This is a genomic window from Pontibacter kalidii (assembly GCF_026278245.1).
In the GTDB taxonomy this organism is placed as follows: Bacteria; Bacteroidota; Bacteroidia; order Cytophagales; family Hymenobacteraceae; genus Pontibacter; species Pontibacter kalidii.
Genome location: NZ_CP111079.1, coordinates 1,951,806 through 1,964,811, shown reverse-complemented (window position 1 = coordinate 1,964,811; position 13,006 = coordinate 1,951,806). Strand labels below are relative to the sequence as shown.

Annotated in this window: 10 protein-coding genes; 7 read left to right on the top strand and 3 right to left on the bottom strand. The window is 53.0% G+C overall.

Annotated elements, in window-relative coordinates:
* Nucleotides 1-653: 653 nt before the first annotated feature.
* The 3 genes from OH144_RS08400 to OH144_RS08390 all read left to right on the top strand — a co-directional run bounded on the left by OH144_RS08400 (nucleotide 654) and on the right by OH144_RS08390 (nucleotide 6,896).
* Nucleotides 654-4,097, top strand: coding sequence for a pyruvate carboxylase (locus tag OH144_RS08400; RefSeq protein WP_266205851.1), 3,444 nt, complete (start codon nucleotides 654-656; stop codon nucleotides 4,095-4,097).
* 202 nt (nucleotides 4,098-4,299) lie between these two features.
* Complete coding sequence (locus OH144_RS08395) at nucleotides 4,300-6,534, top strand: ATP-binding protein (protein ID WP_266205850.1); 2,235 nt, start codon at nucleotides 4,300-4,302, stop codon at nucleotides 6,532-6,534.
* A gap of 65 nt (nucleotides 6,535-6,599) precedes the next feature.
* Nucleotides 6,600-6,896, top strand: a complete 297-nt coding sequence (locus OH144_RS08390; protein WP_266205849.1) for an antibiotic biosynthesis monooxygenase family protein — start codon at nucleotides 6,600-6,602, stop codon at nucleotides 6,894-6,896.
* Between the two features lie 224 nt (nucleotides 6,897-7,120).
* Here OH144_RS08390 and OH144_RS08385 read toward each other — a convergent pair whose 3' ends face one another.
* Nucleotides 7,121-7,453: a tetratricopeptide repeat protein gene (locus OH144_RS08385; RefSeq protein WP_266205848.1), complete on the bottom strand. Its 333-nt coding sequence runs from the start codon at nucleotides 7,451-7,453 to the stop codon at nucleotides 7,121-7,123.
* Nucleotides 7,454-7,519: 66 nt separating this feature from the next.
* On the opposite strand from OH144_RS08385, the gene OH144_RS08380 reads away from it, so the two are divergent.
* The 4 genes from OH144_RS08380 to OH144_RS08365 all read left to right on the top strand — a co-directional run bounded on the left by OH144_RS08380 (nucleotide 7,520) and on the right by OH144_RS08365 (nucleotide 11,282).
* Nucleotides 7,520-8,260 (top strand): electron transfer flavoprotein subunit beta/FixA family protein, encoded by a 741-nt coding sequence (locus tag OH144_RS08380; protein ID WP_266205847.1) that lies wholly within the window; start codon nucleotides 7,520-7,522, stop codon nucleotides 8,258-8,260.
* 2 nt (nucleotides 8,261-8,262) lie between these two features.
* The gene (locus OH144_RS08375; RefSeq protein WP_266205846.1) at nucleotides 8,263-9,243 is read left to right on the top strand and encodes an electron transfer flavoprotein subunit alpha/FixB family protein; all 981 of its coding nucleotides are present in this window, start codon (nucleotides 8,263-8,265) and stop codon (nucleotides 9,241-9,243) included.
* Between the two features lie 19 nt (nucleotides 9,244-9,262).
* Nucleotides 9,263-9,868, top strand: coding sequence for a bifunctional nuclease family protein (locus OH144_RS08370; RefSeq protein WP_266205845.1), 606 nt, complete (start codon nucleotides 9,263-9,265; stop codon nucleotides 9,866-9,868).
* A 112-nt stretch (nucleotides 9,869-9,980) separates the two neighbouring features.
* Nucleotides 9,981-11,282: a NupC/NupG family nucleoside CNT transporter gene (locus tag OH144_RS08365; RefSeq protein ID WP_266205844.1), complete on the top strand. Its 1,302-nt coding sequence runs from the start codon at nucleotides 9,981-9,983 to the stop codon at nucleotides 11,280-11,282.
* Between the two features lie 83 nt (nucleotides 11,283-11,365).
* Here the strand turns inward: OH144_RS08365 and OH144_RS08360 are convergent, their stop codons facing one another.
* Together OH144_RS08360 and OH144_RS08355 are read right to left on the bottom strand one after the other, a co-directional pair.
* Nucleotides 11,366-12,145 carry an ABC transporter ATP-binding protein gene (locus OH144_RS08360; protein WP_266205843.1) on the bottom strand — a complete coding sequence of 260 codons (780 nt, stop codon included), beginning with the start codon at nucleotides 12,143-12,145 and terminating at the stop codon, nucleotides 11,366-11,368.
* Between the two features lie 68 nt (nucleotides 12,146-12,213).
* The gene (locus tag OH144_RS08355; protein WP_266205842.1) at nucleotides 12,214-12,945 is read right to left on the bottom strand and encodes an MlaE family ABC transporter permease; all 732 of its coding nucleotides are present in this window, start codon (nucleotides 12,943-12,945) and stop codon (nucleotides 12,214-12,216) included.
* Between the last annotated feature and the right edge of the window lie 61 nt (nucleotides 12,946-13,006).

Sequence of the window (13,006 nt, the reverse complement as noted above, 5' to 3'; positions counted from 1 at the left end):
TAAAAGAGCTAGTTGTAAAGCCGTGGATGAACAGAGGCTAGTAAGGATAGCTAAGTTCCAGTTGCGGGAAGCGGAAGCAATTCAAGTATAGCCCAAGTATGAAGTATGGCTCTGTGAGCCAGTCGGGTTACAAACCCGACATTAAAGAAGGCACGGGTTGCAAACCCGCGCCAGCGATCGGTATGAAGTATAAACCAGCAAGTATAACCCAAGTATAAAGTATGGCTTTAGAAGCCAATCAAGTTACAAACTCGATATCATAAAAAGGACTTAAGTCAGGAGAGTTGCCCCAGAGAAAGTATAAAGTATAGAATATAACGCAAGTATAAGTTCCTTTCCGCTCACCTCCCGGAAGCGAAGAACGGCGGCAGACATGCGCGGAAAGGATCACCCCGTGACTTTTCCCACGACCTATCCTAAAGTATAAGTCACGCTAAAATTTTTACCAATCAAGGAGTTTGTTTTGGTAAGCGGTTGAATATCAACATAATAACCTTCTTCTGAAAAAGTATGTATTAGAAATATCTGAAAATTAGTATTACACAAGCCTTATTTTGTACAATTGAAAGCAGAACATCGAAATCAGCCTTGGTTGTGCAAATCTCCCAATACACCTGGATTACTAAACTAAACCTTTACACATCTCACCTTCCATGAAAATTAAAAAAGTACTTGTGGCCAACCGTGGCGAAATCGCTATCCGGGTGCTGCGTGCGTGCACGGAGCTCAACATAGAAACGGTAGCCATCTATACGTATGAAGACCGTTATTCCCTGCACCGCTACAAGGCCGACGAAGCCTACCAGATCGGCAAAGACAACCAGCCGCTGCAACCTTACCTCGACATCGACGGCATTATCCGGATAGCGCGAGAAAACAACGTGGACGCCATACACCCGGGCTACGGCTTTTTATCCGAGAACCAGCATTTCTCACAGAAGTGCGCCGGAAACGGCATTATTTTCATCGGCCCTAAACCGCAGGTTATGGCCTCGCTCGGGGATAAGATCGCGGCTAAGAAAGTAGCCGTAAGCTGCGAGGTGCCCGTGATTCAGAGCAATGACCTGGACCTGAATACCTTTGAAACCGCGCTGGAGGAAGCGCACCGTATCGGCTATCCGCTCATGCTAAAAGCTGCCGCAGGTGGCGGTGGGCGCGGCATGCGCGTGATCCGGGATGACGAGCAACTGGAGAAAGGCTTTTTTGAGGCCAAGAACGAGGCCCTGAAAGCCTTTGGCGACGACACGGTTTTCCTGGAGAAGTACGTGGAGAATCCCAAGCATATCGAGGTGCAGATCGTGGCCGACGCGTATGGAAATATCACGCACCTGTTCGAGCGCGACTGTTCGGTGCAGCGCCGTTTCCAGAAAGTGGTGGAGGTAGCGCCGGCCATCAGTCTGAACGAGGAAACGCGACACAAACTCTACGACTACGCCATCCGCATCTGCAAGGCCGTGAACTACAATAACGTGGGTACGGTAGAGTTCCTGGTGGAGCCCCATACAAACAACATCTTCTTTATAGAGGTGAACCCGCGTATCCAGGTGGAGCACACCGTTACGGAGATGATCACCGGCATCGACCTGATCAAGACGCAGCTTTACATTGCAGATGGCTACAGGCTGGACGATGAAGAGGTGCTGCTGGGGCCGCAACACGTGGTGCGCGCCAATGGCGTGGCCATCCAATGCCGCCTTACCACCGAGGACCCGGAAAACGATTTTAAACCCGACTACGGTACCATCATCGCTTATCGCAGCGCGGGTGGCTTCGGCATCCGCCTGGACCAGGGCAGCGTGTACACGGGCGCCAAGATCAGCCCTTTCTTTGACTCGCTGCTGGTAAAAGTATCCACGCACGCGCCAACACTGGCTCATGCGGCCACCAAAATGGCCCGCACGCTGGATGAGTTCCGCATCCGGGGCGTGAAGCACAACATCCCCTTCCTGCAGAACATCATTGGGCACCCCACCTTTATTTCCGGTGATGCCACGGTAGACTTTGTGAAGAACCATCCTGAGCTGTTTGTGTTTAAGCCACGCAAGGACAGAGCGACCAAAATGCTTGCTTACCTGGCCGATGTGATGGTGAACGGCAACCCGGACGTGAAGAAAGTCGACCCGGACAAGGTGCTGCGAAAGCCCGACTTCCATAGCTTTAATACAGGCAAACCCTATGAGAAGGGCACCAAAGACCTGCTAACGGAGCTGGGGCCGGAGGAGTTTTCCAAGTGGCTGCGCAACGACCCGCTCATACACTACACCGATACCACTTTCCGCGACGCGCACCAGTCGCTGCTGGCTACGCGGATGCGCTCCTTTGACATGCTCAAGATTGCCGAGGCCTATGCCAAGGACCACCCGCAGACCTTTAGCATGGAAGTATGGGGCGGCGCTACCTTTGATGTGTGCCTGCGCTTCCTGCACGAGGACCCCTGGGACAGACTGGCCGAAATCAGGAAAGCGGTGCCGAACATCCTGTTGCAGATGCTCATCCGGGGCTCCAATGGAGTGAGGTACAAGGCCTACCCGGACAACCTGATCGAAGCCTTCGTGGAGAAGTCGTGGGAGACGGGCGTGGATATTTTCCGCATCTTTGACTCGCTCAACTGGATGAAAAGTATGGAGCCGTGCATCAACTTCGTGCGCAAGCGTACGCAAGGCCTGGCCGAGGGCACCATCTGTTACACCGGCGATATCCTGAACCCGAAGAAGACAAAGTATAACCTGAACTATTACCTGCAGCTGGCCCGGCAACTGGAGGATGCCGGCGCGCATATACTGGCCGTAAAAGACATGGCCGGCCTGCTGAAACCCTATGCCGCGACAGAGTTAATTACCGCCCTGCGTGAAACGGTGAAACTCCCGATCCACCTGCATACCCACGATACATCTTCTGTACAATCTGCCACGTACCTGAAGGCGATTGAAGCCGGTGTGGATGTGGTGGACGTGGCGCTGGGAGCCATGTCGGGGCTAACTTCGCAGCCGAACTTCAATGCCATGGTGGAGGTGATGCGCTTCCAGGAGCGCCACCGCGAGTTCGACCAGATGAGCCTGAACCAGCATTCTAATTATTGGGAGACGGTGCGCGAGTACTATTACCCGTTTGAGGCTGGTCTGAAGGCGGGCACGGCTGAAGTATACCGCCACGAGATTCCGGGCGGGCAGTACTCGAACCTGCGCCCGCAGGCCAACGCGCTGGGGCTGGGCGATAAGTGGGAGAACATAAAAGAGACGTATGCCGAGGTGAACCAGCTGTTCGGGGATGTGGTGAAGGTGACGCCGAGCTCCAAAGTTGTGGGCGACATGGCTCTATACCTGGTTTCAAACGGGCTGACGACCGTGGATGTGCTGGAGCGGGGCGAGGAGATCTCGTTTCCGGAGTCGGTGCAGTCGTTCTTTAAAGGCGAGCTGGGGCAGCCGGCCGGAGGTTTCCCCAAAAAGCTGCAGGACATCATCCTGAAAGAAGAAAAGCCGTTTACAGACCGGCCGAACGAGCACCTGGAACCGGTGGATTTTGAAAAGGAGTTTGCCGCCTTTCAGGAGAAATTCGGGAAAGAGACGAAGTTTACAGACTTTCTGAGTTATCAGCTTTACCCCAAGGTATACGAGGCCTATCATAAACACTTGGAGCAGTACGGCGATGTTTCCAAAATCCCGACCCGTCTCTTTTTCTATGGCCTGCAGCCCGGCGAGGAGGCCATCATCGACATTGCGCGCGGCAAGTCCATCGTGGTCAAATTCCAATCAATGGGCCACGTGAACGAGGACGGCATGCGCACCGTGTTCTTTAAGCTGAATGGGCAGAGCCGTAACATCGATGTGCGCGACCGCTCTGTGAAAGTGGAGCGTGTGGAGCACCAGAAAGTAGACAAAAATAACCCGAAACAGATTGGGGCACCGCTGCAGGGAATGCTGTCGAAGATACTGGTGGAGAAAGAGCAGAAGGTTAAAAAGAATACGCCGCTCTTTGTGATAGAGGCCATGAAGATGGAAACCACCATTACCGCTTCGGCAGATACCGAGGTAGCAAGTATAACGCTCTCGGAGGGGGAAATGGTGAATACCGACGACCTGGTGCTGACATTGGCGTAGAAACTATAGCATTAAGAATGCTATCCTTACAAAGCCAGCTCCCGTATAGGGGTTGGCTTTGTTGTTGTAACTGCAAAGTATAACGTATGGCACTGTTATAATCTGCATAAAGGATAAGCCTCTCGCCCTACAATGCTGTATTCCAATACAATTTAGCTAACTTACACGCTCAAAAAACCTGAAAGCAGCACCTGAACACCTGATGCAGAATTATCAGAACTACAAAGTTGACCTCTCGAATTGCGATAAAGAACCCATACATATTATCGGGAGAATACAGCCGCACGGCTTCCTGCTTATCCTGAACAAACATACCCTGGCGGTGGAGCAGGTGAGCGAGAATATCGGACAGTTTCTGCAGGCCGAACCGGACGTACTTTTGGGGAAAGCGCTGGATGCTATTTGCTCGGGAGAGGAGTATGCCCAACTGGAAAAGCTGGTGCAGCAAAGCGAGCAAAGTATAAACCTTAGGCTGGTGCAGCTGCAGGGCAAGCAGTTCTTCGCGTTCCTCCACGAGTCGCAGGGCAGTTTGGTGCTGGAGTGCGAACGCTATGAGCAGCCGGCAGGGGGGCAGGAAATGCTGGAGCTAACCGGTGCGTACACCAAGTTTCTGGAAAAGCTGGACCAGCAGGACACGCTGGAGGCGCAAGCCCAGGTAACGACGGAGTTCGTGCAGCAGGCCATCGCCTACGACCAGGTAATGCTCTACCGTTTCGATGAAGACTGGCACGGCGAGGTGATCGCGGAGAAAATAAAACCCGGACTGCACTCGTACCTGCACCATCATTTCCCGGCCTCGGATATTCCGGCGCAGGCCCGCGCGCTGTTGCTCAAGAAGCCGGTCAGGCAGATCCCCCACGTATCGGGCACGGCCGTAAACATCACGCCATACGTTAACCCGGCCTCCGGGCAGCCCTCCAACATCATCCTGTCGGAGCTGCGCAACCCTTCCGAAATTCACCTGGAGTACCTGCAGAACATGGGCGTGCAGGCTACCCTGTCTGTTTCGATCATTGTGAACGGCAAGCTGTGGGGCATTATCGCCTGCCAGCATAAATCCCCGCTTTTTATAAATTACTGGAAACGCCAGCTTTGCTTGAATGTGGCGCAGGCTTTTGCCAATGGCGTGCTGGCACACCAGGAGCAGCGCGACCTGCGGCGGATGGAGGAGCTGAAGCAGCAGGAGGAAGCGTTGATGCGCCAGCTGATGAGCAGCCAGCACTTGCAGGTACAGCTGCAGGAACAGAGCCCCGCCATACTTGCGCTCACGGAGGCAGCAGGGGTGGCCCTGCTGCTGGGAGACAACAGCTATACGTGCGGCATCACGCCGGATAAGGCTGCCCTGCAGGAGCTTGCCGGCTGGCTCGCAGAAAACGTAGACAGCAGCACCTTCCACACGCGGCACCTTTCGAAAGTATACCCTGCCGCCGCAGACATGCGGCAGCAGGCCAGTGGGTTGCTGGCGCTGGAGATATCCAAACTCAACAAAGAGTACCTTTTATACTTTAAGCCGGAGATTTCTGAGACACGCATCTGGGCTGGCAAGCCGGATAAGGAGACAGAGGAGAGTTCGAGGCGAATACACCCGCGCAAGTCGTTTGCCAGGTGGGTGCAGGTGATAAAGGGAAAATCGCTGCCGTGGAGCCTGAGCGAGATCGAGATTGCCCAGGTTTTGGTGAAAGACCTGATCGCCGTGGTGCTGCGGAACCAAAAGGAGCACCTGCAGCTGCTCAACGATGAGTTACGTAATTCTACCGCAAGGCTGCAGACCCAAAAAAGTCGCCTGGAGGATTTTGCTCAGATCATAGCGCATAACCTGCGTTCGCCGCTCAGTAACATGAGAGGGCTGATGAGCCTCTACCATAATCAGCCGACAGCGGAAACCTGCGGTCAGGTGATGGAGCTGATGGATAAGGTGGTCCGGAACATGGCCGCCACGCTCGACGATCTTAACCTGATCCTGCAGAGCGAGCTGAGCGAGCAACTCGAGGTGCAGGAAGTACACCTGCCGGAGGTGGTGGAGAAGGAGCTACAGAACCTGCAGGCCATCCTGCTTGAAACCAACGCACAGGTAGAACTGGACCTGCAGGTTACCACCGTTAGAGCACCCAAGATATACCTGGAGAGTATGGCCCATAACCTTATTTCCAATGCGCTGAAGTATAGGTCGCCGGAGCGGCGGCCGCATATCCGCATCAAATCTTGGCAGGAGGAGGGGCAGGTGTGCCTTTCCGTTTCCGATAACGGCCTGGGTATAAACCTTGAGCGGTTCGGACACAAGATCTTTCACCTTTACAGCACCTTCCACAAGAACAGGGACGCCAAAGGCCTTGGCCTGTACCTGACCAAAATACAGGCTGAGGCGCTTGGAGGCGGCATCAGTGTAGACAGCACGCCTGGCGAGGGGGCCACCTTTAAAGTGTGTCTCCAAATATAAAAGTATAAAACTAACAGTAAACTACAGCAGGGGCAAGTACAGAGTCTTTGCCAACATCATACCATATGTTTATAGCATCGAGTACCTTTACCATTGCCAACGACATGGCCCCCGAAGTAAGAGAAGCCTTTATCAACCGCCCGCACCTGGTAGACAATGCCCCCGGCTTTATAAAGCTGAACGTGATGGTGCCGCAGGATAACCCCAACGAGATCTGGCTTCTGACCTACTGGGATGCAGAGGAAAGTTACCTGGTGTGGTATAAAAACCACATGAAGGAGTCGCATGCCGGGATACCGCAGGGAGTGAAGCTGGTGCCAGGCAAAACGAAGGTGCGCTTTTTTGAGCTGGTAGGCGAGTAATCCGATGTTTGGCCCCGGCTACTTCTTGTTAGTATACTTCTCACAGCTTTTGCTGGTCACAAATTGCCCGTCTTAAAGCTGCGTTCGCAACCTCCCCAAACCAAAGCATACAACGGCTGTTACTAATTTAAACGTAACCGTTGTGGCTAGTATAAAGTATACTTGCAAATATGCTGCATGCATACTATTTTTGACACATGCGGTTCGGGGAGGTTGGCAGCCGGTTAATCATCCTCGTAATCCAGGCCCATCATTTTGTTGTAGGCCTGCTGCAGTTCCGAGAAAGCGTGCATGTTGCCCTCGCGGCGGCTGATCAGCATCCCTTTCTTATAAGTTTGCTCGGCAACATCGTTTTGGCCCAGCTCCTCGTATAGTTTGGCAGCGTGATAGTAAGTACCCACGTAATTCTCGTGTTCGTTCAGCAGCTTCTCGTAGTATTCCAGCGCTTTTTGCGGGTTTTCCTTACGATATTCGGTGGCTATGGCGTATAGTGTAAATGCGTCGTTCGGGTCGTCTTCCAGAAACTTGAAGAGCTGGGCTAATCTGCTTTCGTTCATTTCGAATTGGCTATATTTTAATTAACTTCGCACAAATCTAAATTTAATAAGCTAACATTTCTAACCATGAAAATATTAGTTTGCATCAGTAACGTACCGGATACCACATCCAAGATAAACTTTACGGCTGATAACAAGGAATTTGACAAAAACGGTGTGCAGTTCGTCATCAACCCCTGGGATGAGTACGCCCTGACCCGCGCCATTGAACTCAAAGAGGCCAAGGGCGGTACCGTAACTGTATTAAACGTAGGCGAGGCCGATGCCGAGCCAAACATCCGCAAGGCACTTGCCATAGGCGCTGACGATGCCATCCGCGTAAACGCAAAACCAACAGATGCTTTCTTTGTGGCGCAGCAGATTGCGGCCGTTGCCAAGGAAAACAGCTACGACATGATCCTGATGGGCAAGGAGTCGATTGACTTCAACGGCTCGCAGGTGCATGGCATGGTAGGCGAACTGCTGGGCATTCCGTCGGTTGTTCCGGCCTTTAAGCTGGACATGGTAGACGACAGCACTGCCCGCCTGGAGCGCGAGATTGAAGGTGGCAAGGAAGTGGTAGAGGTGAAGCTGCCGTTCGTGGCCAGCGCACAGCAGCCCATGTCTGAGCCCCGCATCCCCAACATGCGCGGCATCATGACGGCCCGTACCAAACCTCTCGCCGTGAAGGAGCCGGTAGGCGCCGAGGCCAAGGCCGAGTACGTGAACTTCAGCAAACCTGAGAAGAAAAGCGGGGTGAAGATGATCGACCCGGAGAACGCCGGAGAACTGATAACATTATTGAGAAACGAAGCTAAAGTACTATAACCATGTCTGTATTAGTATTTGTAGAAGGTCTTAACGGAGAGATCAAAAAGTCCTCACTAGAGGCTGCATCCTACGGAAGCCAGGTAGCGCAGCAACTGGGCACCACGGCCACGGCCGTAGCCATTGGCGAGGTGCACGAAGAAGCGCTTGCCAAACTAGGCGAGCAGGGCATCGGCAAAGTGTTGTATGACGCCGACGAGCGGCTGAAGCAGTTTGTGGCCGATGCTTATGTAAAGGTAATTGCCAAGGCTGCACAGCAGGAAAGCGCCAAAGTACTGGTGTTCTCCAACTCCAATATCGGTGCTGCCGTGGGATCTAAGCTGGCTGTTCGCCTGAATGGCTCGCTGGCTACCAACGTAACGTCGCTGCCTAAAACGGACGGCGGTTCTTTCACAGTAACACGCGGTGTGTTCTCCGGCAAAGCTTTTGCCGATGTAGCCCTGACGTCTGACGTGAAGATCATCGCTGTTAAAAAGAACACTTATGAGGCGGCGCACAATGCCGGCAGCACAGCCACCATCGAGAAGCTGTCTGCCGACTTGACCGATGCCGACTTTGCCGCCGCCCCGAAGGAGACGGTGATGCAGGAAACCGATGGCGGTGTGTTGCTGCCGGAGGCGGAGATCGTCGTGTCGGGTGGCCGTGGTCTGAAAGGGCCTGAGAACTGGCACCTGGTGGAGGACCTGGCCAAGGCCCTTGGCGCCGCCACTGCCTGCTCCAAGCCGGTATCTGACATGGACTGGAGGCCGCACCACGAACACGTTGGCCAAACTGGTATTACTGTTAGCCCCAACCTGTACATTGCCATCGGCATTTCCGGGGCCATTCAGCACCTGGCCGGGGTTAACTCTTCTAAAGTGATTGTCGTTATTAATAAGGATCCGGAGGCGCCGTTCTTCAAAGCCGCAGATTACGGCATCGTGGGCGACGCTTTTGAGATTGTTCCTAAACTAATTGAGGCTGCCAAAGCCTTAGACAAATAGACTTTAGAAGAAAGATACTGTGGATAAAATTCAGTTAGAGATACTCGGCCTTTCCTCCAGCCAGTCGCAGACGGGATCGTTTGCATTGGTTTTGGGCGAGAAAGAGGGAAATAGGAGGCTGCCGATCATCATTGGCATGTTTGAGGCGCAGTCCATCGCCATTCAGATAGAGAAGATTAACCCTAACCGTCCGCTCACGCACGATTTATTCAAGTCGTTTGCCGAGGAGTTGGATGTGCGCGTAACAGAGATCATGATCTCAGACCTGAAGGAAGGGGTGTTCTACTCAAAGATTGTATGTTCGAACGGCAAGAAGGAGTTTGAGCTGGATGCCCGCCCTTCTGACGCCATTGCCATAGGCTTGCGCTTCGGTGTGCCTATCTATACGGTGGAGAGCGTGCTGTCGGAGGCTGGCATCATACTTAGCGACCTGGAAGAGGAGGATGAGGATAGCGAGGAAATGGCTGTCAAGAGCACTTCCCCGGCTGCCGGCTCTGGCACTTCCAAAGAGTCGCTGAGCCAAACCTCTGTGGATGAGCTGAACAAAATGCTGAACGATGCCCTTGAGAAAGAGGACTACGAAAAGGCCGCCAAAATACGAGACGAGCTGAATAAGCGTAACTGATTTACCTGAAGTATAAAATTCGGAAGGTTCGGTGCCCGGTGGTGCCGAACCTTTTTGTTTTATAAGATATTCGGCTTAATTTTGGCCGATTTTCTCTTTCAACCAAGTATAAATGTTCGATATTCTTAGGGGTGCCGGCGGCCTGTTAGTTTTAGTAGGCATAGCTATTCTTTTCTCAAAAAACAGAAAAGCCATTGACTGGAGGCTGGTAGGCTTCGGGCTCTTCCTCCAGATCTTCTTCGGTGTGCTGGTAACGCAGGTGCCCCTAGTAGCAGACGGCTTTGCCTTTGTCAGTAAGCTGTTCGTAAAGCTGCTCAGCTTCTCCCAGTCCGGTGCCGAGTTCCTCTTCGGCAACCTGGCTAACCCGGCCGAAAATGGTGGCCTTGGCTTTATATTTGCCTTTTCGGTGCTGCCCACCATTATTTTCTTCTCTACCGTATCAGCTGGTTTATACTACCTGGGCGTGCTCCAGAAGATCGTTTTCGGTATAGCCTGGATCATGTCGAAGGGTATGCGCCTCTCAGGTGCAGAGAGTCTGTCTGCGGCGGGTAATATCTTCCTGGGCCAGACGGAGGCGCCGCTGCTGGTGCGCCCGTTCATTTCCCGTATGACCCGTTCGGAGCTGATGTGTCTGATGACCGGAGGTATGGCAACTCTGGCTGGCGGAGTGCTGGCGGCCTACGTGGCCTTTCTGGGCGGCAGCGACCCGGGCCAGCAGGCTGTTTTTGCGGCCCACTTGCTCACTGCCTCTGTCATGAACGCACCGGCCGGTATCGTGCTGGCCAAAATCCTGGTGCCGGAAACGGAGCCAGAAAAGATTAACACGGAGCTGGAGGTGAATGAAGAGCAACTAGGGGTGAACCTGGTGGATGCCCTGAGCCGCGGCGCGGCGGATGGCCTGAGGCTGGCTGCCAACGTAGGCGGTATGCTGCTTGCTTTTATCGCGGTTATAGCGCTGCTGAACTACATCCTGATCAAGATAGGGGGCGTAACCGGCCTGAATGAGTTTGTCGTGTCCTCCACCAACGGCCAGTTCAATGGTTTCTCCTTCCAGTATATCCTGGGACAGATCTTCCGGATCTTCGCTTTTATTATGGGCGTGCCCTGGCAGGATACCCTGCAGGTGGGTAGCCTTTTAGGGCAAAAAACTGCTATAAACGAGTTTGTGGCTTACCTGGACCTGGCTAATATGAAGGCTGCCGGCACCCTGAGCGACAAGGCACTGGTGATGTCTACCTATGCACTGGCGGGTTTCTCTAACTTCAGCTCTATCGCCATCCAGATTGGCGGCATTGGAAGTATGGCCCCGAATCAGCAGGGCAACCTGTCCAAAATGGGTTTCCTGGCCTTACTGGGCGCCTCGCTTGCCTGCATGATGACGGCGACGGTAGCTGGCATGTTGTATGTGCTTTAATGGCTGCAGCATAAAGTATAAAAAAGTCCTCCTGCGCTAGACCGCAGGAGGACTTTTTTATACTTATCTGTCGCTCTAAAGCGCTATTGGGCCTTTTGCCGTTCTTCTTCCTCTTCCACTTTCTTCGCGTCGCGCATCAGGCGGTTGGCAAAAATAAACTCGTTCAGCTCCGGCACGTCAGAATCCAGTATGTTGTCGCTGGTGCCTTCCCACAGCTTTTTGCCTTCGTAGAGGAACATAATATTATCGCCGATCTCAATCACGGAGTTCATGTCGTGAGTTACCACTATGGTCGTGATGTTATACTCCTCAGTAATCTCTTTGATCAGCCTGTCTATCTTCAGGGCCGTGAGCGGGTCGAGGCCGGAGTTCGGCTCGTCGCAGAAGAGGTAGGTGCAGTTCGGGGCGATGGCGCGGGCAATGCCCACACGCTTTTTCATGCCGCCGCTTAGCTCAGCCGGCATTTTTTTGTTCGTTCCTTCGAGGCCCACCCGCTGCAGGCAAAAGTTCACGCGGTCCATGCGTTCTTTCCTGCTCATGTCAGTCAGCATCATCAGCGGGAATTCCACGTTCTCCTCCACGTTCATAGAATCGAACAGGGCAGATCCCTGGAACAGCATCCCGATCTTGCGCCGTATTTCCTGGCGGATATCCAGCTTGTTGTTCGTGAAGTAGGTGCCATCGAACGTTACGCTGCCAAGATCCGGCTTAATCAGCCCCACAATGCACTTGAGCAGCACGCTTTTACCGGTGCCGCTGGCGCCCAGCAGCAGGTTGGTTTTACCGGTTTCGAAAACCCCGTTAATGCCGTCCAGCACCACTTTGCCATCAAAGCTCTTATGTATGTTATGTATCTCAATCATGTAGGGAAACCGTATGCGTAAAAAAATGTCCTACCAGGTTGCAGGCGCTCCTGTAAAGTATAAACGAATCAAAGCAGTAATTGGGCACTGATAAAGTCGGCTATGAGCACGGCAATTACGCTGTTGGTAACGGCAGAGGTGCCGGCCGCACCTACTTCCAGGGCTCCGCCCGTGGTATAATACCCTTTAAAAGAGGAGATGGAGGAGATCAGGAAAGCGAAAATAAAGGACTTAATCAGGGCAAATACTACGTTATAAGGTATAAAGTCAATGCGGATGCCGGAGATATACTCCTGGGCGGTGAGTTCGCCGGTAACCGTGCCGGCAATGTAGCCTCCAAACAGGCCCAGGAACATGGCAATAATCACCAGCATCGGGAAGACGAGCAGTGCCGCCAAAATTTTGGGCAGTACCAGGTAGGAGGTAGAGTTAATCCCCATTACCTCCAGTGCGTCCACCTGCTCGGATATCTTCATAGTGCCGAGCCCGCCCGCTATACTGGAGCCTACCTTGCCGGCCAGCACGATAGAGGTAATGGTGGGGGCCAGCTCCAGAATCACCATCTCCCGCACGATAAAGCCTATGGTGGAGCGGGGGATCAGGGCATTTACCATGTTATAAGATACCTGCACCGTAGACACCGCGCCTATAAACGTTGATACCAGGGCCACAATGAAGATAGAGTTAATTCCGATGAGGATAGCCTCATCTATGGTACGTTTAAATATGATCTTCAGCGGCTCTCCCCGGGTGACGAGGCTCTTCAGGAACAGAAGGTACTTTCCGAAATTCTGCAACATTTTGCGGTGCTCAGGGTTTGAAAACAGGGTAATTTAAGCGTTCTAAGGCAAAAATACTGTT